Here is a 23,314-nt window from a genome sequence, read left to right as displayed (position 1 = left end):
TCACCTCATGCCACGCGCCGCCTTGATACGGTCATAGGCAGCCTGTATTTCCTGGGTTTTCTCTTTGGCAAGCTGAACCATGTCTTCCGGCAGCCCTTTGGCAATGAGTTTGTCTGGATGATGCTGACTCATAAGCTTGCGCCAGGCCTTTTTGACATCGGCATCACTGGCTTCGGGGCTAACCCCGATTACACCATACGCATCCGCCAAAAGGCCTGCCTCGTTATAGCCAGGCTGCTGATGCGATTCCCAAGAGTGGCGTCTGAAAGCATCTTCTGCCCGCATGCGCGACATCAGCAGCTCCATTTCCTGCTGCGTGAAACGTAGTTCCGAAAACACCTGCTGCAGTACAGCTTGCTCTGCCGGGCTAATTTCGCCATCTGCCATCGCTGCCTGCAGCTGAATCTCGACGAACATCAATTTCACGGTCGGCCGCTGGCGCAGCACAATGGCCAGTGGCCTCAATACGGCGGCGATATCAAAATCGTCCTGCTTACCTTCCGTGAAATGCTCAATCGCTTCACGTCGACGCGCCTCGCTCAGGCTCATTCGGGTCATGACTTCACGGGCAAAAGCGATCTCGTTTTCGGTTACACGCCCATCCGCCTTGGCCACCTTGCCCATGACACTGAAGGTACCGCGAAAAAACAATTGCTGCGGGTTATACGCCTGCAGTTTGCCGCTCAGGCTACGCTGAATCAGAAAGCCGACCGTACCGCCGATCAGTAAACCCAGAGGGCCGCCACTGAGCAGCCCAATCAAACCGCCAGTGATTGCCCCGGCCCGGTAACGCCGCAACTGTTGCAACAGGTTTTCCATAATTCCCTCCCCTAAATCCTGCCGTTACGCAGGCGTTGATCCAGTTGCGCCAGACGCTCTGGCGTACCAACATCTTCCCACCAGCCCTGATGACGCTCACCGTTGACCCGTCCACGCGCCATTGCTGCACGTAACAAGGGGGCCAGTGCAAAAGCGGTCTCGGTCACCCCCTCGAACAGCTGGGGAGTAAGCACACTCATGCCGCTGAAGGTCAGTCGTGGCTCACCCTGCTCACTGATTTGACCAGACGCCTGAAGTACAAAATCCCCTGCAGGATGCCAGGGTGGGTTGTCAGTCAACACCAGATGTGCCCCACCCTGAGCAGGCGCGACTTGAGCCAACTGGTGCAAGGGATGAGTACTGAAAACATCGCCGTTGAGTACCAGAAAAGGTTCATCGCCTCGCTCACACAACAACGGCAAAGCCTGCAGAATCCCTCCGCCCGTTTCCAGTGGCTCAATTTCGGGCGAGTACTGAATCCGTGCCCCGTAGCGACTGCCATCCTGAAGGTAATCCTCAATCTGCTGACCCAGCCAAGCGTGATTAATCACGATATCGGTAACACCGGCGGCCACCAGCCGCTCAATGGGATACTCGATCAGCCGCTTGCCACCCACGCTGAGCAGAGGTTTGGGGGTTGTCAGGGTCAGCGGTCGCATACGCGTCCCTAACCCTGCCGCAAGAATCATCGCTCGCATCACTGCCACCAACGCTCGATCTGCTTGCCGGCAAAATGCGGATGCGCCACGAAGGCAGGTACCACTCGCCGATCCAGCCAGCGCACGAACGGCGCCAGCTCCTCATAGCGTGAAGCGACCCGGTAAAGATAGGCAAAGGTTCTGGGCAGGTCATCCAGGTATCCAGCCTTGCCGTCACGTAGCCAAAGCCGGGCGAAAATACCCAGCACCTTTATATGGCGCTGCATGCCTATCAAATCGAACTGCTGCTGAAACAGCCCCTGCTCCGCAACATCAAGACCATCCTGTTTCAGGCGCTGACGGAACGCTTCCACCCAGAAGCGCACCTGTTCGTCTGGCCAGTCGATATAACAGTCACGCAACAGCGAGACCAGATCATAGGTAACAGGCCCCGATACGGCATCCTGAAAATCGATAATGCCCAACCGGCCATCGTCGATCAGCATCAAATTGCGCGAGTGGTAATCTCGGTGCACACTGACTTGTGGCTGTGCCAGCGCGGATTCAATCAGCAGCTTGGCCACCAGACCAAGAAGGTGGTATTCCTCTTCCTGCAGTTCCAGTCCCAGTAAACGTGTCAAAAACCACTCGGGAAACAGCGCCATCTCGCGCGCCAGCATCACACGGTCATAGGGGGGTAATGCAGGCTGATCGGTTGTACGCTGAATCTGCCGTAACGCTTCGAAGGCTGCGGCATAATGCTGCTCTACCGTTGTTTCGGAAAGCTGGGGTAGTAGAAGCTGGTCCCCAAAGTCCTCTAGCAGCATAAAGCCCAGCTCAAGGTCGCTGGCAATCACCCTCGGTACCGCAATGCCCTGTGCATGCCAGGCCTGAGCTATGGCCAGAAAAGGCTCACAATCCTCATGCTCGGGCGGCGCATCAACGGCAATCCAGCTCCCCTCAGGGCCTGTGGCTCGAAAATAACGGCGGAAACTGGCGTCACCGGAGACTGCCTGCAGCTCAGCGTCTACCCCCATTTCCTGCGCAGCGGCCTGCTGCTGTACCCATTCTGAAAGCTGTTTCAGCCGTTGCCCCATTCGCCCTTATCCTCTAGCACTTGAAGTTGTGAATGCTTTATCATGCATGGCTCGGTATGGTACTCGACTTACGGGCTGGCGTGAAACCGGCCACGACCGCAACTGGATGGCGATCTGATGCCCTTTAACACCCGCGCTGCATTCAAACTCACCCTTGCCATTGCTGCTGCCATCTGTACTCAGTCAGTACAGGCACAGGAGAGCAACGAACGACTCTGGAGCTGTAACCTGACTCCATCTGGAGAATGGGACTGTGAAGTCAATGAAGCCCTGATGCAGCAACAGGAGGGCACACCTTCTGCCAGTCAAGCAACGGCGGAAACCGACTCCACAACCGGGCAGGACACCCTCCAGCCCAGTGAGTCGTCTACAGCGGATACAACTGTAACGGCTACCACACAGAAAGAAGCGGCAGCTGAAACAGGCGCAGAATCCGTCAGCATCAGCACTGTATCTGCAGCGCCGCCCGTTACTGACACAGAGTTGAGAACAGGCGCACCAGCGACCATACAGTGGCCTGAGCCTGCAGCGGCTACACTACGATCGAAGCCCATCATGGCTCAAACACAGATTGCAGCGACTCCCACCACCTCTGGGGACTGGAGCTGTGTCGCTGTCGACGGTGAGTGGGACTGCAACCGCCAAAGTGATACCAACGGTCCTCGCCCAGGCATGGCCATTGCGGGATCGAGTGCTGCAATGACCGGCAAGCCGGAGTGGAGCTGCGAAGCTGACGGCAATGAATGGGCCTGTCAGCAGGTCGCCACTCAGGCCCCCTCTCAGCCTGCGGCCCAGGGCGCTCGCATCGCGACCCCTGCCAATCAAGCCGCGCTGGACTGGTATGCCTACGCACCCGGTGAGGCACCTGGTGCCTGTACTGGCCGCTACATTGAACCTGAATTTGCCTTTCTGGAAGATAACCGCCCCTTTGATCAACAGCCGGTCTATATTAATGCGCTCAGATCCAGCACAGAGCTTGGCGGCATTACCCGGCTGGAAGGTGGTATCGAAATACAACGCGGTGGCCGCCTGTTTACAAGCGCCAGTGGCGAATTTGACCAGGGCGCGCGCGTTGCTCGCCTGATTGGTGGCGTTAATTACCGGGAAAAAGGCCTCCTCCTTCTGAGTGAGCAGGCCGAAGCGAACATGATCAGCGGTGAGACCCGATTCGATGGCGCTCAATATGTGATGCATGAGCAGCACATGCGTGGCAGCGCTGACAACATCACTCGCTTCGGTGATCGTCGTATTCTGTTGAACGAAGGCGCCATCACATTCTGCGAGCCTGGCAGCAATGCCTGGCAAATCGCAGCGGAATCCATTGAGCTCAACCCCGAGGCCGGACGAGGTGTCGCCAGGCATGCCACATTTGATGTTGCTGGCGTCCCCATCCTGTACACCCCTTATCTGTCATTCCCGATTGATGATCGTCGCCAGTCAGGCTTCCTCTACCCCAGCCTTGGTTACTCGGAAAGCAATGGGATCGATATCGCCATTCCCTACTACTTCAATCTGGCCGAGAATTTCGACGATACACTGACCCCACGCTACATCGGTGAACGCGGGTTGCTGCTGGAAAATGAATTCCGTTACATGAACCGCTGGTCACACAGCACTCTGAGTACAGCCTGGATGTCCGATGACAGTCGTTATAACGACAGTCGCTGGCTTTTTGGTGTCGATCATAAGGGCACCCCTTATGACAACCTCTACAGCCGTATCGACTTCACCCGAGTCAGTGACGATGATTACTTTGAAGATCTAGGCACATCACTCGAAGTTCAGCGTGATGACCACCTCGACCAGCTGTTTGAGCTACGGTATCTGCAGCCGAGCTGGAATCTTGCACTGCGTACAGAAAGCTATCAGACCATTGGTGGTTCCACCCCCTATGAACGTTTGCCGCAGCTGTTGCTGACAGGCCATCAGAACCGCCTTGCCGGCATATTGGATCTAAGCTATCAGGCCGAATACACACGCTTTGAGCGTGATCTCGACAGTATCTACGCACCGGCAGGTGATCTGGCAGCGACTGTTGGCGACCGTGTACATCTGCGCCCCAAGCTGAGTCTGTCTCTTGACCGTCCCTGGGGGTTCATCCGTCCGGCCGTTACACTTTGGCACTCATCCTATGAGCTCGAAAACGAGCGCAATGGCGCCTTGGGAGGTAGCCAGTCAATCACTGCCAGTATTTACAGCCTGGACAGTGGACTGGTACTTGAACGTGATTTTGGCCTCGCTGAAAGCAACTATACGCAAACGCTTGAACCTCGTTTATTCCTGCTGCATTCGGACGCCGACGAGCAGCCGGATTCACTGATTCCCCGGTTTGACTCGTCACAACTCGGCTTTACCTACTACAACCTGTTCCATGAAACCGGCTGGAGTGGTAACGACCGGGTAGCTGACACAACGCAGGCAACCATTGGTTTGTCCAGTGCCCTGTATAATGATCTGGGTATGGAAAAGCTGCGCGTGGGTGTGGCTCAGGCACAGTATTTTGCTGATCGTGAGCACGCGGGTCGTCCGGGTGATAACATTACAGGCTCTACTGCAGGCAGCTCCAATTTGGCCACTCTGGCCAACTGGAGTATCACGCCCAGCCTGAAGCTGAGTCATGATGGCGAAGTTGATCGCGACAGTTACGAGTTTCTGGAACACAACTACAAGCTAAGCTATCTGCCGGGTGACAAGCGCCTGCTCTACGTGAGTTATCGTGACAGTATCGAAAAGGATCTCAATGAAGGTGTTAAGCAGCTGGATGTAGCCTTTCGCTGGCCTCTTAACAAAAGCTGGACCAGTTACGGTCGCTGGCAACATGACCTGGACAACAGCGAAAACCTTGAAACCCTGCTCGGGGTCGAATACGCCAGCTGCTGCTGGAAGATGCGCCTTACCGGTCGCAGCTGGGTAGTTGACCCCAATACAGTTGCCCAAAACCAGTTTGAAACCGATACAGGCGTCTTCCTGCAGTTCGTTTTCCGAGGCCTTGGCGCCTTTGGACAAGGCAGTGGCCGCGAGTTCCTGGAAGATATCACCGGATATGATGAGGATGAAAATGGCTCTTTCTAAACTGAGGCACCCCCTGGCGGCCTTGCTACTGTTGGCCCTGCCGCTGACCTCCGTCAACGCCGAGTTACTCGATCGTGTAGCCGCCATCGTGAATGAAGATGTGGTTCTGGAAAGCGAGCTTGAACAGCGGTTGGAGCTGGTGACTGAACAGATTAATGCCCGCGGTGAAGACACGCGTCTGCCACCCGAAAATGTCCTTAAACAGCAGGTGCTGGATCGCTTGATTCTGGAAAGCATTCAGACACAAATTGCCCAGCAGCAGGGCATCCGCGTCTCCGATCGTCAGCTGAACGATGCTCTGGAACGCATCGCGCAGCAAAACAACATGACGCTGGGACAGTTCCGCGAAGCACTGATTGCCGAGGGCCAGGATTACAACGCCGCTCGTGAGCAGATTCGGCGCGAAATTCTGCTTAGCCAGGTGCAGCAGAGTAACGTCAACCGTCGCATCAGTGTCTCTGACCAGGAGGTACAAAACTTCCTTGATTCAGAGTTGGGACAGCAGGAAATTCAGGCGGAATTTCAGTTGCGCAACATCCTGATCGCACTGCCTGACGGCGCTTCGCCCCAGATGATTCAGCAAGCCGAGGAGAAGTCACGCGACCTGTATCAGCAGCTGCAGGAGGGTGCAGACTTTGCCGAACTCGCACTGGCGGTATCCAATGCCCCCAATGCGCTGCAGGGTGGGGAACTGGGCTGGCGGCGCGAGTCCGAACTGCCTGAACCACTGGCTGCAGCCATCGGCAAACTGAGCCCTGGTCAGATCAGCCAGCCAGTTCGCACTCCCGGCGGCTTTCATATCCTCAAAGTTGAGGACAAGCGTGGTGGCAAGGTCCAGCTGGTGAATCAGGTTAAGGTACGCCATATTCTGCTGACGCCAAATGAGATTCGCAGCCCCGAACAGACCCGCCGCCTGATCGACGAGCTGTACCGCCGCCTGCAGGATGGCGAGCCCTTTGATGAATTGGCACGCCGTTACAGCGACGATGCTGCCAGCGGCTCGCAGGGCGGTGACCTGGGCTGGACCCAAAATGGCCAGATGGTGCCTGAGTTTGAGCAGGTGATGAACAGCACCGACAAGGGTGAGATCAGCGAGCCTTTCCAGTCACGTTTCGGCTGGCACATTCTGCAGGTACAGGACTATCGTACACAGGATATGGGTGAAGAGATGCTCGAATCCCAGGCACGAAACAGCATTCGCCAGCGTAAGTTCTCAGAGGAATTGAACAACTGGCTGCGCGAGATTCGATCTCAAGCCTATATTGAGCGCAAGATTTGACTGTGAGTTGCCCACGCCTTGCCCTCACCCCCGGGGAGCCTGCCGGTATAGGCCCTGAGCTCTGCGTACAGCTGGCCCAGCAGGCGTTTCCCTGCCAGCTGGTTGCCGTAGCGGACCCGGAGCTGCTGCGCCAGCGTGCTGCAGCCCTGGGGCTTGAACTTGAAGTACTCCCCTTCAACAGTGTCGAACCTGCTGCGCCCGCTCAGCCTGGAGCCATTTACTGCCAGCCGGTACAGCTCACGGCCAAAAGTGAACCCGGCCTGCTGAACCCGGCCAACGCTTCCTATGTGCTGGAAACGTTGCGACAGGCAACTCTGGGCTGCCTTTCCGGCAGTTTCGATGCGCTAATAACGGCACCTGTACACAAGGGCGTAATCAATGACGCCGGCATCGCCTTTACCGGCCATACCGAGTTTCTGGAAGAGATGACCGGCAGTCACAAGGTCGTGATGATGCTGGCCACTGAAGGACTGAAAGTCGCCCTGGCTACCACTCACCTGCCTCTTGCCGCCGTATCCGCCGCCATCACCCAACCGCTGTTGCGTGATGTCATTACGGTGCTGCTGCATGATCTCAAGCGGTCATTTGGCATCAAGCAGCCTCGCATACTGGTGGCCGGGCTCAACCCCCATGCCGGTGAGGGTGGCCACATGGGCCGCGAAGAGATCGATGTGATCGAGCCGATACTGGCGGAACTCAGACAGCACGGAGCTGATCTGGTGGGCCCCCTGCCCGCTGATACGCTGTTCACCGAACACCATCTCAAGGATGCCGATGCGGTGCTGGCCATGTATCATGATCAGGGACTGCCCGTCCTCAAGTACAAGGGATTCGGTCGAGCGGCCAACATCACACTGGGGTTACCGATCATCCGCACCTCGGTTGATCACGGTACGGCGCTTGACCTGGCCGGCACTGGGCTGGCCGACATTGGCAGCCTTCAGACCGCGCTGCGTTTTGCCCTCGACATGGCCCGCCATCAATCAGGTAACTGATCAATGAGTAAAAAACCCGTTGGACACAAGGCGCGCAAGCGTTTTGGTCAGAACTTTCTGCACGATCAGGGCGTCATAGGACGTATCATCCGTGCCATTAACCCTCAGCCGGGCGAACATATGGTCGAAATCGGCCCGGGGCTTGGAGCTCTGACTGAAGAACTGCTGGACGCCTGCAATGGCGAACTGGATGCCGTGGAGCTGGATCGGGACCTGATTCCGGTCCTGCGCACGCAGTTTTTCCGTTATGCCGACACCTTCACCATCCATGAAGCCGATGCACTCAAGTTCGACTTTGAGAGCCTGAAACAGGATGAACGGCCGTTGCGCATTGTGGGTAACCTGCCCTATAACATCTCGACACCGTTGATCTTTCACCTGCTCAGCTTCAATGGCCTCATTAAGGATATGCACTTCATGCTGCAAAAGGAGGTCGTTGAGCGCCTGGCCGCAGGTCCGGGTGAAAACCACTACGGCCGACTGGGGATTATGGCCCAGTATTATTGCCGTATAGAGCCTCTGTTTATCGTGCCTCCGGAGGCTTTTTCGCCAGCACCCAAGGTCGACTCAGCCATCGTTCGTCTGGTCCCCTTTGCCGAACCCCCGGTTCCGGCAAAGGATGTGCACCTGTTGCAAACAGTCGTGCGTACCGCCTTCGGTCAGCGCCGTAAAACACTGCGCAACAACTTGAAAACACTGATTGATGCCGATCAGCTGGAACAGCTGGGCATCGACCCGGGACTACGCCCGGAGCGGCTGACACTGGCACAATTTGTCAGCATCAGCGATGCTTTGACTGCGTGATGAACCCTGCTCACAGGCAAGAGGAAACCGAAAAACTGATGCAAAATCTGGACTACAGTCGAAACATCGAGATCCGTGTCGACACCGCCTACCTGCCGGAACAGTCCGAGCCAGAGGCGCACCGTTTTGTTTTTTCCTACCGAATCAGCATTACCAACAACAATACCGAAAGTGTTCAGCTCTTGAGCCGACGCTGGCGCATCACCGACGGCAATGAACATGTTCAGGAAGTTGAGGGTGAGGGCGTGGTTGGAGAAAAACCAGTCATCGAACCTGGCCATACCTACGAGTACACCAGTGGCACCGTGCTTGCTACTGAGGTTGGCAGCATGCAGGGACACTACCATATGGTAACGGGTGACAATCAAGGCTTTGACGCTCAGATCCCCCCGTTCACTCTGGCTCAGCCCAACGCACTGCACTGAGTGTCAGAACAGCCCCGGTTGACGCCGGGGCTGCGTTGCCCAGTCGACAAAGCCACAAATCCCGGGCCGCTGTTGCTCCAGCCTCTGTGCAAACCAGCGCGCCAGCTCAGGCGCCCTCGCATTATCGGGCGAGTGCATGAATATGAAGGGGGTCCTGCCCTCATCAATCCATTTCAGTACCTGTCCAACCCAGGGTTCAAGCCACTGATAGCCCTGCTCCAGTGCCAGCGGTGCAATGAATCTCACCATGGGTGTTAACCCTGTCGCCAATACTCTCAGTGGCAGATCCGGTTTCTGCTGAAGTGCCTCTCGACTGACAGGGTCAGCCGCCGGGTTGGCAAACAGAGCTCTGGTATCAAAACTGACCCGATTGATCCCCGTTTCCATCAGCAGTCTGTTCAGACAGCGCTCCGGCTCCCCGCCCTGAAAAAACGCCTGATGCCGAACCTCTACCCCGTAACGCACACCGGCTGGCAGCTGTTGCAGAAATCGTTCAAGCAGAGTCAGGTCGTTAGGCCCGAAGCTGGCAGGCAGCTGCAGACAGAGCATTCCCAACCGCTGCTCCAGCAACAGCATATGATCCAGAAACGCAGCCAGTTCAGCTCCGCAACCGCGCAGACGCGCTGCATGGCTGATGCTTTGGGGAAATTTGAAGCAGAAACGGAAATCTGCAGACGTTTGGCTCTGCCAACGCAACAACGTATCGCGCCCGGGCAGCCCATAGAAGGTCGTATTACCTTCCACTGAATTGAAGCAGGCGGCATACTGAGCCAGATCGGATTGCTGTGCATCCGTCTGGAAACTGTTATCCCACTGCGGATGTTTCCATTGCGGCAGGCCAATATAGTAGTCTGACGACATCGGTAGGGTCTTGTTATACTGCGACTTCACATTCCAGTGCCGACATTGGCACGGCTGTACAGGGTACTCAAAAACAATGGATTTCGCCTCACTTCTCGGGATTTTTTCAGGCATTGCCCTGATCGTCAGCGCCATCCTGTTGGGCGGCGACCCCGATGTATTTGTCAACATCCCCGGCCTGATGATCGTAGCCGGCGGGACTATTGCAGCCACCCTGCTGACAGTACAGTTCAAGGATGTACTGAACGCCTTTAAGGCGGCCTGGATCGTATTCACCCAAGACAAAACCAACGCACAGGAAATGATCGACACCATGCTCGAGCTGAGCCGGGTATCACACCGTCACGGTCTGTTGAAACTGGGGGATGTGGAAAGTGATTCTCACGTACTGAAGCGCGCCTGCAACCTGCTGGCCGAAGCCGCATCCGAGCAAGTAATAAGGAACACCCTGCAGAATGAGATCGATTCACTGATCGCACGTCATCACTCGGTACAGGACGTGTTTCGCAAGATGGCAGCCTATGCACCGGCTTTCGGCATGCTGGGCACCCTGATCGGTCTGATCCAGATGCTCAGTCAATTGAGCAACCCGGAAACCATTGGCCCCGCGATGGCCGTTGCTCTTTTGACAACCTTCTATGGTTCGCTTCTGGCCACCATGGTGTTCCTGCCCATTGCCGGCAAACTCCACGCGCGCACCCTGTCTGAGGTCACCAATCTGGAGATTATTCGGGAAGGCTGCATCAGTATCCTCACCAATGACCATTACATGCATGTCTACGAACAGCTGGCCTCCTACCTGCCCGAAGCCCAGCGCAAGCCGATTAAAATCGGCAAGGCACAAAAGCCCGGTGAAGAGAATGCCAAAGCAGCTCGCAAGAAGCCCGAGGCTTCGCGGTGAGCAGTCGTCGACGTGAGCTGACAGACGACTCCGGCTCTCCAGGCTGGTTGATGACATATGCCGACCTAATGACGCTGCTGCTGGTGTTCTTTGTTTTGCTGTTTTCCATGTCCAACCTGGAAAAGGAACGCTTTGCTGATGCGATGCGTTCATTCCAGAGCGCTTTCCAGCGTGCCGTCTCCGGTGCGCCCAACAGTATCGTGCCGCTGGAGCATAACGCCCCAACCACTGACTCAACCGAAATTAACGATACCATTTTGCAAACGCCCGAAGAGCGTCCACAGTCCGATCAGGATTCTGATGCGGACCAGAAAGCACGCGCACTGGAGCTGGAGTGGCAGCAGCTGACGCGTGATATGCAGCGAGCGTTTGAGCTGATGCAGATGCAGGATGCGGTCGAAATCGGCGCACCCAAAGATGGCAAGCTGTCTCTGCGCGTCAAGGGAGCAGCCCTGTTTGGCTCCGGCTCTGCCGAGTTCAATCGCGCCATGCTGCCGATGCTGGATGCACTGCTTGAGACGCTGGTAATCAACCCAGGCTACAAGCTGGAAATTCAGGGTCATACCGATGATATTCCGATCAGCACAGCTCAGTTCCCGTCAAACTGGGAATTGTCGGCCGTACGTGCCACCACAGTACTGCGCTATATGGTCGATGCGGGTATCAACCCCAAACGGCTGACGGCAACCGGCTATGGCTCTTCAATTCCGCTTGTACCGAACATATCGCCAGAAAACAGGGCCATTAACCGCCGCATTGAATTCGTTTTGGAAAAACGGGCTGTAGAACAATGAAACCAAGGATCCATATTCCAGAGCTTGCCGACAACGGACGCAGAGCCTATCGCCTCAAGGTCAACGAGGACGACCCTATCTGGGTTGAAATACAGGGTATGAGCGTACACTTGGAAGACCTGTCTGAAACCGGCATCGCCTTTTTTGCTGAAGCAGACCTGTCGCTCCAGTGCTATCCGGTCAGGCTGAAATTCCAGATTAATGATCGCGCATTCAGTTTTGACTGCTCACTCCAGCTGGTGCGCCAGGTAAACGAGCTCTGGTGTGGTGACCTGTCGGACCTGTCCGAGTTTGAGCACAGAATGCTGTCGCAGTTCGTAACCTGGTGCCAAACACGTGCCATCCGACGCGATAGAATGAAAACGTAATAAACTCTTGACCTTAGCTTAATCCGTGCGTAGTATACGCGTCATCAAGTTGATGCGGGGTGGAGCAGTCTGGTAGCTCGTCGGGCTCATAACCCGAAGGTCGTTGGTTCAAATCCAGCCCCCGCTACCAAATTTTAAGAGGCAGATCAGGTACTTACCGGTCTGCCTTTTTTCGTTATGTGTCCAGAACACTGTCATGTGACAAATTGTGACAAAACCTGTGACAGAAAATCGCCTCAATCCAACTGGTCACTTTTTGACCTGACCTTAAGGGGTCCTTGCCTCACATCTGTACTCTTGGCGCTTCATACGAGCCAACGCCAAGTTTTGAGTGCTCTTTCCTTACACTGATCACCCGTCTGCTCATCCAGAGTGGATTCGAGAAAATCTCCCTTTGTTGTTCTACCTCCAGGCCTCCGTGACCACAGCGGCTCCAGAGGCCTGAACACACTCCGTACTGGCTACCACTCTACTACTAAGTCAGAGGGTCGCCCTCTCCCCCCTCATCTTTGACATGCGTTATGAGGCTCTCAATCTCACAATTGAAGTAAAAACAGAGCTTATCCAGGTTATCCGTCACCGTACTACTGCCTTGGTGGTTCAACATCTTCGACAGGGTCATCCTGTTGATTCCCGTTTTCTGTGCAATCTCAGAAACAGTAATCCTTCTTTTCTCCTGGAATTCCTTTTCGGCGATCAGTTCCTTGAGGTGATAACGAATCATGCATACCTCTGATAAAAATAATTATCACAAGATGCTTGAAATAATCATCTGAGGCGTTATATTAACAATCAGATGATAATTTAAATCATCAAACGATAGCTTAAAGACGAAGAGGCATGATCTCATGAACAACACATACCTGACAACGGAAGAGTTGTCCTCCCGCATCAAGTACGACCCTCGCACTATCCGGCAGAACCTGAAGGACTCAGTGCTTATTGAAGGCAAGCACTACATTCGCCCTTTCGGTGGCCGGAAGATCCTCTACATCTGGGAGACCATCGAAGAAGACATGCTCAACGTTACACATGCGAGCAGCCTGGAGATCCCGATGGCAAACGGCGGGGTGTGCTATGGGTAAGGTCCGGGCACGGAAAGAAACAGGCAACCTCTACATGGATTTCAACTACATGGGTGTGCGCTGCCGGGAACAGACCGCCCTGCCCGATACCCCGTCAAACAAGAAGAAGGTAGAGGCTTTGCTGAAGCGCATCGAAGCATTGATTGTGCTCGACCAGTTCAACTATGCGGATTTTTTCCCAACCAGTAAAAATGTCAAAAAGTTTGCTGAAAAGCCTAATTTTGTTGCAGCAACTGAGAACAACGAGAAGAACAACGGCAGCAGCTGCCCTCTCTTCTCTGAGTTTGCCGAGCAGTGGTTCTCTGAGGTCAAAATTGAATGGCGTAACTCGCATATCCGCAATGTGCGCTCACTGCTGGACAGTTCTATCTTGCCGTTTTTTGGTGAAAAACCGCTCGATCAGATCACCAAGGGCGATCTGATGGAGTATCGCAGCCAGCAGTCAAAGCTGCCAGGACGCAACGGGAACACGTTCATCTCAGCCAAAAGCCTGAACAACCGCATGGGTCTGGTGAAGCTGATCATGGACGAAGCATCGGATCGCTTCGGTTTTGAGAATCCTTATCGGAACATCAAGCCACTCAGGTTGCAAAAGGTACACATCGAGCCGTTCTCGCTGCTTGAAGTCAACCGCATCATTGAAAACGTGCGTGAAGACTACCGCAACTACTACACCCTGCGGTTCTTTACCGGCATGCGCTCTGGCGAGATCGATGGTCTCAAATGGGAATACATCGACTTCGACAAACGCCAGATTCTGGTTCGAGAGACCTTGATCGCTGGTCAGACGGAATACACCAAGACCGATGGCTCGCAGCGGGAGATTCCGATGCTCGGCCCTGTGTATGACGCGCTGAAAGACCAGTTCCAGAGTACCGGCAGGTTGAGCCCCTATGTGTTCTGCAACACCGAAGGCAAGCCATTGGACCAAAACAACGTTACCAAGCGTGTCTGGTATCCGCTCCTGCGTTACCTAGGACTCAAAAAGCGCCGTCCTTATCAGACCCGCCATACCTGCGCCACGCTGCTGCTGGCATCCGGCGAGGTCGCAGAGTGGGTTGCACGATTCCTTGGGCACTCCTCCACGGAAATGCTGTTCAAGGTCTATTCGCGCTATATCCCTAACCTGACGCGAATGGACGGCTCTGCATTTGAAAACCTTGTTCGCACTCACAAAGACAAGAACGACCAGTCATCCGACTGACAGGAGAAACGTTATGAACATTTCTAACACCTTGGCTGACCATACACAGCCGTATCACGACCTTCTGCGCATCACCAGCCTGGTCACCCACACCGATCAGGACGGAGAACCTGTTCATGAGTTGAAACTCAGCTGCTGGAGCATGACATATACGGCATTTGCCAACTCACAGTGCTGGATCGAGGCCGATGCATTAGGTCACCTGTCGCTGGTTGAGGTAATGGGGCACTGTGTCTGGGAGGATCAGATCCCCGTCCTCTACCTGACCTATATTGGCAAGCCCAAGCTGGACCAGTTTATGTCTCTTCCCTGCCTCTATACTCTGCCTCGGGACCTCTGTCCTTTGCCGGATATTTCAGACCAGCTGGTACATGCAGTTGTTGGCTTGAAAACCAAGCCCCTTCAGCACTTCGTGAAGCTGGTACTTGAGCGACGTGATCGCCTGCAAGCGTTCATGCAACTGCCGGCCAGTCAGAATGATCATCACGCCTACCCAGGGGGATTGCTTGAGCATTCACTGTCGGTTGCACGTAATGTGATTGGCATGATCCAACTGAACGAGCCCGAAATGCCGATCGAGATGCAAGAAGCTGGATTCATCGCCGGGCTCCTGCACGACATTGGTAAGACGAGGACCTATCGCAAGGGTGGCTTTCAGCAACCCATGGCATTGCTAATGGATCATGACCAGCTGACCCTTGAGCTGTGCGCCGTCGGTTTATCCTACTTGGATCGTGCAATACCGGAAATTGCAACAATGTTGCGGCATGTTTGGACCTGCGCATCACCCGGGGCTCGCTATGGAAAACCCGCAATGACAACTCTGGCTCGGTATCTCCGGGATGCCGATGGCCAAAGCGCCATGAGTAACACCCATAAACGGGTTTCACGCAACTATTCAAAGCGGGGGATGCTCAGCAGCAAGCACCAGCGCCTTTGGCTCCCCGCCACCAATCAACCTGTGTACACGTCAGCTTGAATTTTTATCTGAGTACTGCTGCATAGAACCCCGTATTAACTTTTAAGGATAACGTCTATGTCCGATAACGATCCCGCCATGAAGAATATTACCGAAGTCGACTCAGGGTTCATGGTTCGTAAACACGTCAACGGCAAGCGCCATCAGCTGTTTTTCGGCAATGCTGCCTACGGTAGCCGAGATCAAGCACTGGCAGCGGCCATGCACGCGCGCGATGAGCTAGTCTCCTCACTGAAAGAGAAGCGCGTACTGCCAACCTACAATTACCATAATCCAACCGGGCTGACGGGGATATCATGGCACTGCAAAGCCAACCCTCACCGCAACGGCAATATCTCTCATCAATTCCGTGTGCAGGCTCCTAATACAGCAGGTGGAAAGGCATTTAAAAACAGCTTCTCGGTCAAAGAACACGGACTCTGGAAAGCATACCTCAATGCCGTTGTCTGGCGGATTGAACACACATTTTCTCTGCTGGAAGAAGCACCGAATACCGCCCGTTCGTTCCGGCATTTTATGACTCATTATCTGGATACGCTTACTCATTCAGCGCCAGGACCACACCGAGATGAATTGAATCTTCGCTTGAGCGCACTACTCGCAGATACCACTACACCACAAACCATCCGCATAATGGTGATCGAGTTGCTGGTGGCCGAACGGCGGTACGCTGCCTGAAGCGCCTTTTACTCCCCGGGCCAGTCATACCGGCATGACCGGCCCGTAACGCCTTCCTCAACACCCTGAAATTCCAATCACTCTCTCACATCGCGACAACCGTCTGGTACGAAAGTGTTTTTTCCAGTCGGATCTGCCAATGGCCACCCAGTCCAGCACTCTTTATCAACTTCACATTGAATTGGAGAACGTTCAACCTGCTGTGTGGCGCCGCCTTCTGCTACCCGCCGAGATGAGACTCAGTGAGCTGCATCCCATTTTGCAAGCCGCGATGGGGTGGCAGGATATGCACTACTACTGCTTCGTCACCGCTGACCAGCGATTCTTCACTGATGAAGAAGTCATCGACCAAGGCTTTGATGAATGGCAGGACGATACAACGGCTCGTTTGCAGGATGTACTGACGACCACCAAATCGGAGCTGTTCTACGAATACGACTTTGGTGACGGCTGGCGACATCGTATTCGTCTGGAAAAATCACTGCCATTAATTGGCGCACAACCGAGCGAGGCAATCTGCCTGGCCGGTGAAAACGCCTGCCCACCCGAGTCCTGTGGTGGAGTACCCGGTTATGAGCGACTGGTCACCATCCTGAAAGACCCTCAGCATGATGAGTATGACGAGTTATGTGACTGGCTGGGCACTGACTCCTTTGATCCTGCTCACTTCGATAAAAAGTCTGTTAATGCCCGATTGGAGGCGATGCACCACTACAGCCCGTTGCTGGTTCATGATGAGCTCTTTGAGGCCTTCAAGTCCGTACAGCCTGAAATTGACCGGCTGTTAAAGCAGGGTGAGTTTGAGTCCGACATGATTAGACAGGCATTTATTGATCAGTTTTTGCTTCACATCATGTGAGGATGATGAACAACCGCTGGTTGAGCTGCCGATGTCGCCTCACCTGCTACATCAGTTACTCTATCACCCCTTTGAAGCACCGGAAGTGCTGCAGTTTAACCCTACAGCGGCTACGCCTGAAAACTCGCCACTGTTGGCGCTGTTCAAGACGCTGGCCGAGTGCGCTGAAGAAAAGGGCATCAAACTGACCAAAAAAGGCAACCTGCCACTGGCAGTCGTGCGCAAAATGGTCGATGCCGTCGATCCCGCTCTGTTGCACTACAATCGATTTATCTGGCAACGCGGCTATCGATCCGAAGAAGATGTGCCACCCGTGCATTACAGCCGCATCATCGCAATAGTGAGCGGCCTGTGCCGCATCGTCAAAGGTCAGTTAGTGCTTACACGAAAAGGCCAGACCATTCTGAAAAAGCAGGACTGGCCTGCTGCCTTTCATACGCTAATGAAAGGTCTGTTTTCCCAGTTCAACTGGGCCTATGTGGATAACTATCCGGCAATGCCATCGGTTCGATTAACAGCATTGGTTTTGCTTTACCGTCTGCACACACAGCAGGACAAGCTCAAAAGCGTTGATGCAGCCGATTATCTTAGAGAGCTTTTTCCGCATATGTTGGCCGAGCTCGACGAGGAGGGCTTCCGTATCTACCGAGAACCCGGTGAAGTATTCACTGATGTAATCAAACATCGCCTGGCGACACTGCTCACGCTGGCGGGACTGATAGCATTTGATGAGGGTGAAAACACTGTTTTGCTGGAAAGCGATGAATCATGCCTGGAATTGAGCCAGCTTGGCAATGAGTATTTGCAGTGGAAAAGTTAGTCACACCCCCAACCACTCCACCAGTCTCAAGTTGGTTTTAAGGCGCAAACGTTGCTGTAGCATCCCTTCGAATACAGCATCCAACGTCCGATGCTCACCGAGCATAGGAAGCGCTGCCTCTGCTTCGGAATAAAACTGTTGTTCACGCTCGGTACCAATAATGGCATTCTCCCACCAATCAACCACTCGTGGCCGGGCTTGCTTCAGTAGGAAGTCGGCAGGAAGCTTCTCGGATTTTACTGCATTGGCTTGCTGGGTAGCCGGCAGTAGATTCCAAAGGTCATTGTTATTCCATCGAGACCAAGGAAAGCAGTGATCAACTTCATAGCGGTTACGAGACAGGTCTTTTGCCGTCCAGACACACTCCACAGAACCGACAGACAACTGATGGTCAACCAATTTGCGTACCAAGGTTGTGTCCCGACGCCCCTCGGCCCACTGCAAAGCCCTGTGGTATACCTCAGTTGAATAACGAGCTTCCCAACCACTCATCAGGTTTATCGTAAGCGCCAGAGAATCAGCACCTTTTTTCCAGCCACTGACCGCCGCACACTGATTCCATCGTCACCTACGCGAGGAATCCATCATGAACTCAGCCGAGCGCACTTACCACTGGCAACAGCACATTGAACACTGGCGTGATACCGGACTGTCCGGCGTCGCTTTCTGCAAACAGCAATCGCTGTCCTATCACCAGTTTGTCTATTGGCGCCGCAAGCTCGAAGGTACAGATGATGCGACCGATACCGAGCGTACACCAACATCCGGCTTTGCTCGCGTCACCCAGGTGGCCGCTTCACCGCTATCGGATGATCTGACCCTGAGGCTTCCGGGTGGCATGGCCATTACAGGGCTGCATGCCGGTAATGTCGATCTGCTCGGTGCGATCCTGAGGCAGCTCTGATGAAGCCACGGTATCTTCGTCCCTCTCGGTCAATGCCGGAGATCTATCTGTACTGTGAGCCCATTGATTTTCGCAAGCAGGCCAATGGTCTGGCGGTGCTGGTTGAGCAGGAGCTGGGACATAGCCCTTTTACCGGTGCCCTGTATGCCTTCACCAACCGGCAGCGCAATAAGATCAAGTGCCTGATGTGGGAAGACAACGGCTTCATCCTCTATTACAAGGCGCTGGCCGAGGAGAAGTTCAAGTGGCCAAGCCCGGCTGATGAGCTCATGCCGTTGACCGGCGAACAGATCAACTGGTTGCTCGATGGTTATGACATCAGCCTGCTGCAAGGCCATAAAACCTTGCATTATGAGGCCGTTGGATAGCGGGTTTTGGGTGCTTCAACTGGCTGTTTTTGATATAATTTTGCCCATGAAAACACAGCCCAAAACCACCTCAAAGACGCCTGAACTCAGCGGTTTATCCACCGCTGACTTGCTGTCGATGGTGGCCGGGCTGCAGCAGCAACTGGCCTCGAAAGAGGATGAGCTTGAGCAGCGGGATCAGGTCGTCAAAGAGCGCGACCGGCAACTCCAGCAGCGCGAGCAATACATCCTGTTGCTGGAAGAGATGCTGCGTTTGCAGCGCATCCAGCGCTTCGCGGCCAGCAGTGAGAAAACGGCCCACCAGATCCACCTGTTCGATGAGTCCGAGCTGGAAGCCGAGATCGATCAGCTGCGGGATCAGCTCCCGGACGATATTGAAGTCGCTGAAGACGATACCCCTGCTGCCGCGTCTACACCCAAACGCCGTCAGCGCGGCTTCTCCGATAGCTTGCTGCGTGAGCGCATCGAGCTGCGGCTGAGTGATGAAGAGAAGGCCGGGGCCGTCAAAACCTTCTTCACCAAGGTGAAGGAAGAGTTGGACTATATCCCGGCTCAGCTCAAAGTACTGGAATACTGGCAGGAAAAAGCCGTGTTCGAGACGAACGGCGACGAGCGGATCGTAGCCGCGGCTCGCCCGACACACCCGCTGGGCAAATGCATCGCCACCCCGGCCCTGCTGGCCTACCTGATCACCTCCAAATATGCCGATGGTCTGCCGCTGTATCGTCAGGAGCAGATGTTCAAGCGTCTGGGCCATGAGCTGAGCCGCACCAGCATGGCGCACTGGATCATCCGTCTGGATGAGGTGTTCAAACCCCTGTTCAACCTGATGCGGGAGGCGCAGAACAGTGCGGCCTACCTGCAGGCCGACGAAACCCGGATCCAGGTACTCAAAGAGGACGGCAAGGCTGCCCAATCCGATAAATGGATGTGGGTGACCCGGGGCGGACCACCCAGCCAACCATCAGTCCTGTTCGCCTATGATCCTTCCCGAAGCGGAGCGGTACCCGTACGCCTGCTCGATGACTTCAAGGGTGTCCTGCAGGCCGATGGTTACTCCGGTTATGCGCAGATCTGTTCAGCCAATAAGCTGACCCGCATCGGCTGCTGGGATCACGCCCGCCGCAAGTTCATCGAAGCGACCAAAGCGGCCAAGCCGGCGGGTAAAGGCAAACAGGCCAAGCTGTCCAAAGCGGATGTGGCACTCAGTCACATCAACAAACTGTATGCCATCGAACGTCAGATCAAGGACCTGAGCATTGCCGAACGCTATCAGATCCGTCAGGCATCGAGCCTGCCTCGACTGGAAGCGTTCAAGGCCTGGCTGGACGCCAACGTGGGTCGCGTGATGAAAGGCGGGTTAACTCGCAAAGCTATGGAATACACCCTGAACCAGTGGCCCACCCTGATCGGCTACTGTGAGCGGGGTGACCTGCACATCAGCAACGTGCTGGCCGAGAATGCCATCCGTCCGTTCGCCGTGGGGCGCAAGGCCTGGTTGTTCGCGGATACTCCGCAGGGCGCTCACGCCAGCGCCACCTGTTACTCCCTGATCGAAACGGCCAAAGCCAACGACCTGGAACCCTCGGCCTATATCCGGCATGTACTGGAGCGCATCGCCGACGCCGACACGCTGGAAAAGCTGGAGGGGCTGCTGCCCTGGAATGTTAAACTGGAGCGGACTTCAAAAAAAGTGGCGCAGTACAGTTAAGGGCAAGTGGGTCGTTTTAACGGCGTGTACCATTGAAACAACATCACCGGCATGGGAAGAAGGGATCAAAATTCTTTCAGCACGCCTGGGTAGCCGCATTGACAATTTGAGCCAACTGTCCGACTTCAAACTGTTCAAATTGATTCCTCAAAGTGGCCGCTATGTGAAGGGATTTGGCCGCGCCTTCACACTGGAAGGTGCAGGTACACAGGGTATGGGTGTTAGCCACCTGCGTGACGGACACAAGAGGCGAGAGTCCGTCACAACCTGATGTCTGATGATCATCATCATATAGGATCAAAACCAATGGTCTTGGGAGGTGCCTGACATGTGTCAAAGCTGCAGCGGTGTCAACTCAGCAAAGCATCCGCGCTTGTCAAAACGCTATAAGCTCTGGCAACTCCCCACCTACACCCACTGCCCAGTTATCGGCACCTGCTTAACTTTGTATGAACTGATCAAGGTAGTCCGACAGACAGGATTGATTGTCGAGCATGGCAGTGACTACTACCTTCACAGCAGCCTGGTTCAATTGGCAGACCAAAACGCACCACCCTCACGCCGCATCCAGAAGATTCTCGACTCAAAATACAGCCGCTGGATCAAATCCTATGGCGCACTGACAACTGACGCAGAACGAAAAAAGTTCTGGCATGATGCTGTCAAAACAGGACAAGTGCCGGGAGCCTTCTGGGCCGTTATCAGCCACACGCACTCCCCTGCCGACTTGGTTGACCTGGCCCTTGGCGATGTGCATATGCTCTCACACCTTCAAGGGGCGCTGAACAGGGCTGACTTGCAGTACACCCGAGTTCGACAGTTATCCACTGAAAATTGTCTTTTTTACACACCGCAGCCCAGTATTCATGCGGGTTTCCGCTTTTTAGACGCCTAAAACCTTGTAGTGGCATTCCTGTGGATATCTTTTCTGTTTTAAAGGTCATAAAGAGATGATAAAGTCATGGCATGTACGTCAAAGTCACCAAGTCCGGCCCTCGCAAGTATGTGCAGCTCGTTGAAGCCTATCGAGACGAGAACGGCCGCCCAAAACAACGCACGATTGCGACCCTCGGCCGTCTCGACAAGCTCGGTGATGAGCTGGAGTCCGTGGTCGAAGGTCTGTGCCGGATTACCGGGCGATCGCTACCGGATAAGCCCGCCGTCAGCTTTGAGTCATCTCGTGCCTTGGGTGATGTCTGGGCACTGACTCAGCTCTGGAATGCGCTCGGCTTTGAACAGCTGCGCAAGGCCTTCCGCGGTACGCGTCACAGCATCCAGATCGAAGCCTTGATCCGCATTATGGTCATGAATCGCCTGACCTCGCCGGACTCCAAACTGGGCGTGCTGCGCTGGCTGGAGACTGTCTGTGTTCCCGGTGTTGGCAGTATCAAAAAAGTCGACCATCAGCACCTGCTGCGGGCAATGGATGCGCTCAATACCCAACGCGATGCCGTCAATGACAAAGTCACTGAACTGCTGCGCCCGCTGATCGATCAGGAACTGTCAGTCGTCTTCTACGACATGACCACCATCCGTGCCGAAGGCTTGACCGAGCAGGACGAAGAACTCAGGCAGTACGGGCGTTCCAAGGACGGCGGCATCCGTCGTCAAGTCATGCTGGGCATGGTTCAGACGGCCGAAGGACTGCCGCTGTATCACGAGGTGTTTGAAGGCAACACCGCAGAAGTTAAAACGCTTCAGCCCACCCTGAAAACGATCATTGAGCGCTTCCCGGTTAAGCGCATTGTCGTGGTTGCGGACCGTGGGTTACTGTCGGTCGACAACCTGGATGAGCTGAAGCAGATGACACTGCCGAACGGTCAACCGGTTGAGTTTATTCTGGCGGTTCCCGGGCGTCGTTATAGTGACTTCGAACCGATCCTGGAGCCCTTGCAGCGCACGGTTTTTGACTCCGCCGACGCGGAAGTGATCACAGAGACACACTGGCAGGAGCAGCGCCTGATCGTAGCCCACGATCCCGTACGTGCCGCCGATGAAACCGTGGCCCGTGATGCCAGAATCAACGCGATTGAAGAGGAAGCACAGCGCCTGGCCGAGAAGCTTATCCGGCAGGATGAAGGCAAGACCACACGCGGTCGCAAGCTGTCTGATGGTGGTGCAACAGCCCGTTTATACAAAGAGGTCAGCGAATCCTCGTTGGCCAAAATCGTGCGTATTGACCTGAAAAGTGAACTGTTTAGCTACGATATTGACGAAAAAGCCCTGAAGCGTGCACGCCTGATGGATGGCAAACTGCTGCTGGTCACCAACGTCCAGGACTTGTCGCCAACAGAGGTGGTCAAACACTACAAATCACTGGCAGACATCGAGCGAGGCTTCAAGGCGCTGAAATCGGATATCGAAATCGGCCCGGTATACCACCGGCTGCCTGAGCGGATCAGAGCCCATGCCATGATCTGCTTTATCGCTTTGGTTCTGCACCGCGTGATGCGGATGCGCTTAAAGGCAGCAGGCTCCGAGCATTCGCCCATGCGGGCACTGGAGCAGTTACGGCGTATCCAATATCACCAGGCAACCCTCGGTGGCAGCACCGTGACAGGCGTGTCCAGTATGAGCCGTGAGCAGCTGGATATCTTCAAGGCTCTTAGTATCGAAAAACCCAGCGTTGGCACCGATAACCTGATCGTGTAGT

General features: G+C 54.8%; 24 protein-coding genes, 1 tRNA gene and 1 pseudogene. 20 read left to right on the top strand and 6 right to left on the bottom strand.

Annotation, left to right across the window (positions count from 1 at the left end; all coding sequences use genetic code 11):
- From djlA to CFI10_RS03240, 3 genes are read right to left on the bottom strand one after another with little or no spacing between them, the layout of a single operon-like run.
- Positions 1 to 819, bottom strand: coding sequence for a co-chaperone DjlA (gene djlA / locus CFI10_RS03250; RefSeq protein WP_206839306.1), 819 nt, complete (start codon positions 817 to 819; stop codon positions 1 to 3).
- A gap of 11 nt (positions 820 to 830) precedes the next feature.
- Entirely contained in the window at positions 831 to 1,508 is a 678-nt protein-coding gene (murU, locus tag CFI10_RS03245; RefSeq protein ID WP_425270442.1) for an N-acetylmuramate alpha-1-phosphate uridylyltransferase MurU, read from the bottom strand.
- A gap of 8 nt (positions 1,509 to 1,516) precedes the next feature.
- On the bottom strand, positions 1,517 to 2,554 hold the full coding sequence (locus tag CFI10_RS03240) for an aminoglycoside phosphotransferase family protein (RefSeq protein ID WP_206839302.1): 1,038 nt from the start codon (positions 2,552 to 2,554) through the stop codon (positions 1,517 to 1,519).
- A gap of 117 nt (positions 2,555 to 2,671) precedes the next feature.
- On the opposite strand from CFI10_RS03240, the gene CFI10_RS03235 reads away from it, so the two are divergent.
- The 5 genes from CFI10_RS03235 to apaG are packed head-to-tail and all read left to right on the top strand — an operon-like array spanning position 2,672 to position 9,129.
- Positions 2,672 to 5,626, top strand: a complete 2,955-nt coding sequence (locus tag CFI10_RS03235) for an LPS-assembly protein LptD (RefSeq protein WP_206839286.1) — start codon at positions 2,672 to 2,674, stop codon at positions 5,624 to 5,626.
- Positions 5,613 to 6,905, top strand: a complete 1,293-nt coding sequence (locus CFI10_RS03230) for a peptidylprolyl isomerase (RefSeq protein WP_206839278.1) — start codon at positions 5,613 to 5,615, stop codon at positions 6,903 to 6,905. Before CFI10_RS03235 ends, CFI10_RS03230 begins: the two co-directional genes overlap by 14 nt.
- 2 nt (positions 6,906 to 6,907) lie before the next feature.
- Positions 6,908 to 7,900: a 4-hydroxythreonine-4-phosphate dehydrogenase PdxA gene (gene pdxA / locus CFI10_RS03225; protein ID WP_206839276.1), complete on the top strand. Its 993-nt coding sequence runs from the start codon at positions 6,908 to 6,910 to the stop codon at positions 7,898 to 7,900.
- A gap of 3 nt (positions 7,901 to 7,903) precedes the next feature.
- Positions 7,904 to 8,704 carry a 16S rRNA (adenine(1518)-N(6)/adenine(1519)-N(6))-dimethyltransferase RsmA gene (gene rsmA / locus CFI10_RS03220; protein ID WP_206839275.1) on the top strand — a complete coding sequence of 267 codons (801 nt, stop codon included), beginning with the start codon at positions 7,904 to 7,906 and terminating at the stop codon, positions 8,702 to 8,704.
- Positions 8,704 to 9,129: a Co2+/Mg2+ efflux protein ApaG gene (apaG, locus tag CFI10_RS03215; RefSeq protein ID WP_425270441.1), complete on the top strand. Its 426-nt coding sequence runs from the start codon at positions 8,704 to 8,706 to the stop codon at positions 9,127 to 9,129. The genes rsmA and apaG overlap by 1 nt, the downstream gene beginning before the upstream one ends.
- 3 nt (positions 9,130 to 9,132) lie before the next feature.
- Here the strand turns inward: apaG and CFI10_RS03210 are convergent, their stop codons facing one another.
- Positions 9,133 to 9,990 carry a DUF72 domain-containing protein gene (locus CFI10_RS03210; protein ID WP_206839272.1) on the bottom strand — a complete coding sequence of 286 codons (858 nt, stop codon included), beginning with the start codon at positions 9,988 to 9,990 and terminating at the stop codon, positions 9,133 to 9,135.
- A gap of 76 nt (positions 9,991 to 10,066) precedes the next feature.
- Here CFI10_RS03210 and CFI10_RS03205 point away from each other — a divergent pair, with 76 nt between their 5' ends.
- From CFI10_RS03205 to CFI10_RS03190, 4 genes are all read left to right on the top strand, one after another.
- The gene (locus tag CFI10_RS03205) at positions 10,067 to 10,891 is read left to right on the top strand and encodes a motility protein A (protein ID WP_206839271.1); all 825 of its coding nucleotides are present in this window, start codon (positions 10,067 to 10,069) and stop codon (positions 10,889 to 10,891) included.
- Entirely contained in the window at positions 10,888 to 11,685 is a 798-nt protein-coding gene (locus CFI10_RS03200; RefSeq protein ID WP_206839270.1) for a flagellar motor protein MotB, read from the top strand. The genes CFI10_RS03205 and CFI10_RS03200 overlap by 4 nt, the downstream gene beginning before the upstream one ends.
- Positions 11,682 to 12,053 carry a PilZ domain-containing protein gene (locus CFI10_RS03195; protein ID WP_206839267.1) on the top strand — a complete coding sequence of 124 codons (372 nt, stop codon included), beginning with the start codon at positions 11,682 to 11,684 and terminating at the stop codon, positions 12,051 to 12,053. Before CFI10_RS03200 ends, CFI10_RS03195 begins: the two co-directional genes overlap by 4 nt.
- A 53-nt stretch (positions 12,054 to 12,106) precedes the next feature.
- Positions 12,107 to 12,183 (top strand) — tRNA-Met (locus CFI10_RS03190).
- Positions 12,184 to 12,528: 345 nt separating this feature from the next.
- Here CFI10_RS03190 and CFI10_RS03185 read toward each other — a convergent pair.
- Entirely contained in the window at positions 12,529 to 12,777 is a 249-nt protein-coding gene (locus CFI10_RS03185; RefSeq protein ID WP_206839265.1) for a helix-turn-helix domain-containing protein, read from the bottom strand.
- Between the two features lie 124 nt (positions 12,778 to 12,901).
- On the opposite strand from CFI10_RS03185, the gene CFI10_RS03180 reads away from it, so the two are divergent.
- The 6 genes from CFI10_RS03180 to CFI10_RS03155 all read left to right on the top strand — a co-directional run bounded on the left by CFI10_RS03180 (position 12,902) and on the right by CFI10_RS03155 (position 17,678).
- A complete protein-coding gene (locus tag CFI10_RS03180; protein WP_206839263.1) occupies positions 12,902 to 13,138 on the top strand; it encodes a hypothetical protein in 237 nt (78 codons plus the stop codon).
- 34 nt (positions 13,139 to 13,172) lie between these two features.
- Positions 13,173 to 14,342 (top strand): site-specific integrase, encoded by a 1,170-nt coding sequence (locus CFI10_RS03175; RefSeq protein WP_242530090.1) that lies wholly within the window; start codon positions 13,173 to 13,175, stop codon positions 14,340 to 14,342.
- Positions 14,343 to 14,355: 13 nt separating this feature from the next.
- Positions 14,356 to 15,321, top strand: a complete 966-nt coding sequence (locus CFI10_RS03170; protein WP_242530089.1) for an HD domain-containing protein — start codon at positions 14,356 to 14,358, stop codon at positions 15,319 to 15,321.
- 57 nt (positions 15,322 to 15,378) lie between these two features.
- The gene (locus CFI10_RS03165; protein ID WP_206839259.1) at positions 15,379 to 15,999 is read left to right on the top strand and encodes a hypothetical protein; all 621 of its coding nucleotides are present in this window, start codon (positions 15,379 to 15,381) and stop codon (positions 15,997 to 15,999) included.
- A 139-nt stretch (positions 16,000 to 16,138) separates the two neighbouring features.
- Positions 16,139 to 16,858, top strand: coding sequence for a plasmid pRiA4b ORF-3 family protein (locus CFI10_RS03160; protein WP_206839257.1), 720 nt, complete (start codon positions 16,139 to 16,141; stop codon positions 16,856 to 16,858).
- The gene (locus CFI10_RS03155) at positions 16,830 to 17,678 is read left to right on the top strand and encodes a hypothetical protein (protein WP_206839256.1); all 849 of its coding nucleotides are present in this window, start codon (positions 16,830 to 16,832) and stop codon (positions 17,676 to 17,678) included. Before CFI10_RS03160 ends, CFI10_RS03155 begins: the two co-directional genes overlap by 29 nt.
- Here the strand turns inward: CFI10_RS03155 and CFI10_RS03150 are convergent, their stop codons facing one another.
- On the bottom strand, positions 17,679 to 18,089 hold the full coding sequence (locus tag CFI10_RS03150) for an HNH endonuclease domain-containing protein (RefSeq protein ID WP_206839246.1): 411 nt from the start codon (positions 18,087 to 18,089) through the stop codon (positions 17,679 to 17,681).
- A 175-nt stretch (positions 18,090 to 18,264) separates the two neighbouring features.
- Between CFI10_RS03150 and tnpA the strand changes: the two genes are divergently transcribed.
- The 5 genes and pseudogenes from tnpA (at position 18,265) to CFI10_RS03125 (ending at position 23,313) form a co-directional block, all read left to right on the top strand.
- Entirely contained in the window at positions 18,265 to 18,582 is a 318-nt protein-coding gene (tnpA, locus tag CFI10_RS03145; protein WP_206839244.1) for an IS66 family insertion sequence element accessory protein TnpA, read from the top strand.
- 32 nt (positions 18,583 to 18,614) lie between these two features.
- Positions 18,615 to 18,950 (top strand): IS66 family insertion sequence element accessory protein TnpB, encoded by a 336-nt coding sequence (gene tnpB, locus CFI10_RS03140; RefSeq protein ID WP_206839242.1) that lies wholly within the window; start codon positions 18,615 to 18,617, stop codon positions 18,948 to 18,950.
- 223 nt (positions 18,951 to 19,173) lie between these two features.
- Positions 19,174 to 20,661 (top strand): annotated as a pseudogene (gene tnpC / locus CFI10_RS03135) (IS66 family transposase); the annotation flags it as partial.
- A 373-nt stretch (positions 20,662 to 21,034) separates the two neighbouring features.
- Positions 21,035 to 21,556, top strand: a complete 522-nt coding sequence (locus CFI10_RS03130) for a hypothetical protein (protein ID WP_206839230.1) — start codon at positions 21,035 to 21,037, stop codon at positions 21,554 to 21,556.
- A 71-nt stretch (positions 21,557 to 21,627) separates the two neighbouring features.
- Positions 21,628 to 23,313, top strand: coding sequence for an IS1634 family transposase (locus CFI10_RS03125; RefSeq protein ID WP_206837824.1), 1,686 nt, complete (start codon positions 21,628 to 21,630; stop codon positions 23,311 to 23,313).
- The last annotated feature ends 1 nt before the right edge of the window (position 23,314 follow it).

The sequence above is a fragment of the Marinobacterium iners genome, assembly GCF_017310015.1.
In the GTDB taxonomy this organism is placed as follows: domain Bacteria; phylum Pseudomonadota; class Gammaproteobacteria; order Pseudomonadales; family Balneatricaceae; genus Marinobacterium; species Marinobacterium iners.
Note: the sequence above shows the minus strand (reverse complement) of the source record. Positions and strands in the feature narration are given on the sequence as shown.

What these genes read in the sequence shown, in the direction of transcription:
- djlA (WP_206839306.1), bottom strand. Translation starts at nt 819, where the DNA reads ATGGAAAACCTGTTGCAACAGTTGCGGCGTTACCGGGCCGGGGCAATC.
- murU (WP_425270442.1), bottom strand. Translation starts at nt 1,508, where the DNA reads ATGATTCTTGCGGCAGGGTTAGGGACGCGTATGCGACCGCTGACCCTG.
- CFI10_RS03240 (WP_206839302.1), bottom strand. Translation starts at nt 2,554, where the DNA reads ATGGGGCAACGGCTGAAACAGCTTTCAGAATGGGTACAGCAGCAGGCC.
- CFI10_RS03235 (WP_206839286.1), top strand. Translation starts at nt 2,672, where the DNA reads ATGCCCTTTAACACCCGCGCTGCATTCAAACTCACCCTTGCCATTGCT.
- CFI10_RS03230 (WP_206839278.1), top strand. Translation starts at nt 5,613, where the DNA reads ATGGCTCTTTCTAAACTGAGGCACCCCCTGGCGGCCTTGCTACTGTTG.
- rsmA (WP_206839275.1), top strand. Translation starts at nt 7,904, where the DNA reads ATGAGTAAAAAACCCGTTGGACACAAGGCGCGCAAGCGTTTTGGTCAG.
- apaG (WP_425270441.1), top strand. Translation starts at nt 8,704, where the DNA reads ATGAACCCTGCTCACAGGCAAGAGGAAACCGAAAAACTGATGCAAAAT.
- CFI10_RS03210 (WP_206839272.1), bottom strand. Translation starts at nt 9,990, where the DNA reads ATGTCGTCAGACTACTATATTGGCCTGCCGCAATGGAAACATCCGCAG.
- CFI10_RS03205 (WP_206839271.1), top strand. Translation starts at nt 10,067, where the DNA reads ATGGATTTCGCCTCACTTCTCGGGATTTTTTCAGGCATTGCCCTGATC.
- CFI10_RS03195 (WP_206839267.1), top strand. Translation starts at nt 11,682, where the DNA reads ATGAAACCAAGGATCCATATTCCAGAGCTTGCCGACAACGGACGCAGA.
- CFI10_RS03185 (WP_206839265.1), bottom strand. Translation starts at nt 12,777, where the DNA reads ATGATTCGTTATCACCTCAAGGAACTGATCGCCGAAAAGGAATTCCAG.
- CFI10_RS03180 (WP_206839263.1), top strand. Translation starts at nt 12,902, where the DNA reads ATGAACAACACATACCTGACAACGGAAGAGTTGTCCTCCCGCATCAAG.
- CFI10_RS03175 (WP_242530090.1), top strand. Translation starts at nt 13,173, where the DNA reads ATGGATTTCAACTACATGGGTGTGCGCTGCCGGGAACAGACCGCCCTG.
- CFI10_RS03170 (WP_242530089.1), top strand. Translation starts at nt 14,356, where the DNA reads ATGAACATTTCTAACACCTTGGCTGACCATACACAGCCGTATCACGAC.
- CFI10_RS03165 (WP_206839259.1), top strand. Translation starts at nt 15,379, where the DNA reads ATGTCCGATAACGATCCCGCCATGAAGAATATTACCGAAGTCGACTCA.
- CFI10_RS03160 (WP_206839257.1), top strand. Translation starts at nt 16,139, where the DNA reads ATGGCCACCCAGTCCAGCACTCTTTATCAACTTCACATTGAATTGGAG.
- tnpA (WP_206839244.1), top strand. Translation starts at nt 18,265, where the DNA reads ATGAACTCAGCCGAGCGCACTTACCACTGGCAACAGCACATTGAACAC.
- tnpB (WP_206839242.1), top strand. Translation starts at nt 18,615, where the DNA reads ATGCCGGAGATCTATCTGTACTGTGAGCCCATTGATTTTCGCAAGCAG.
- CFI10_RS03125 (WP_206837824.1), top strand. Translation starts at nt 21,628, where the DNA reads ATGTACGTCAAAGTCACCAAGTCCGGCCCTCGCAAGTATGTGCAGCTC.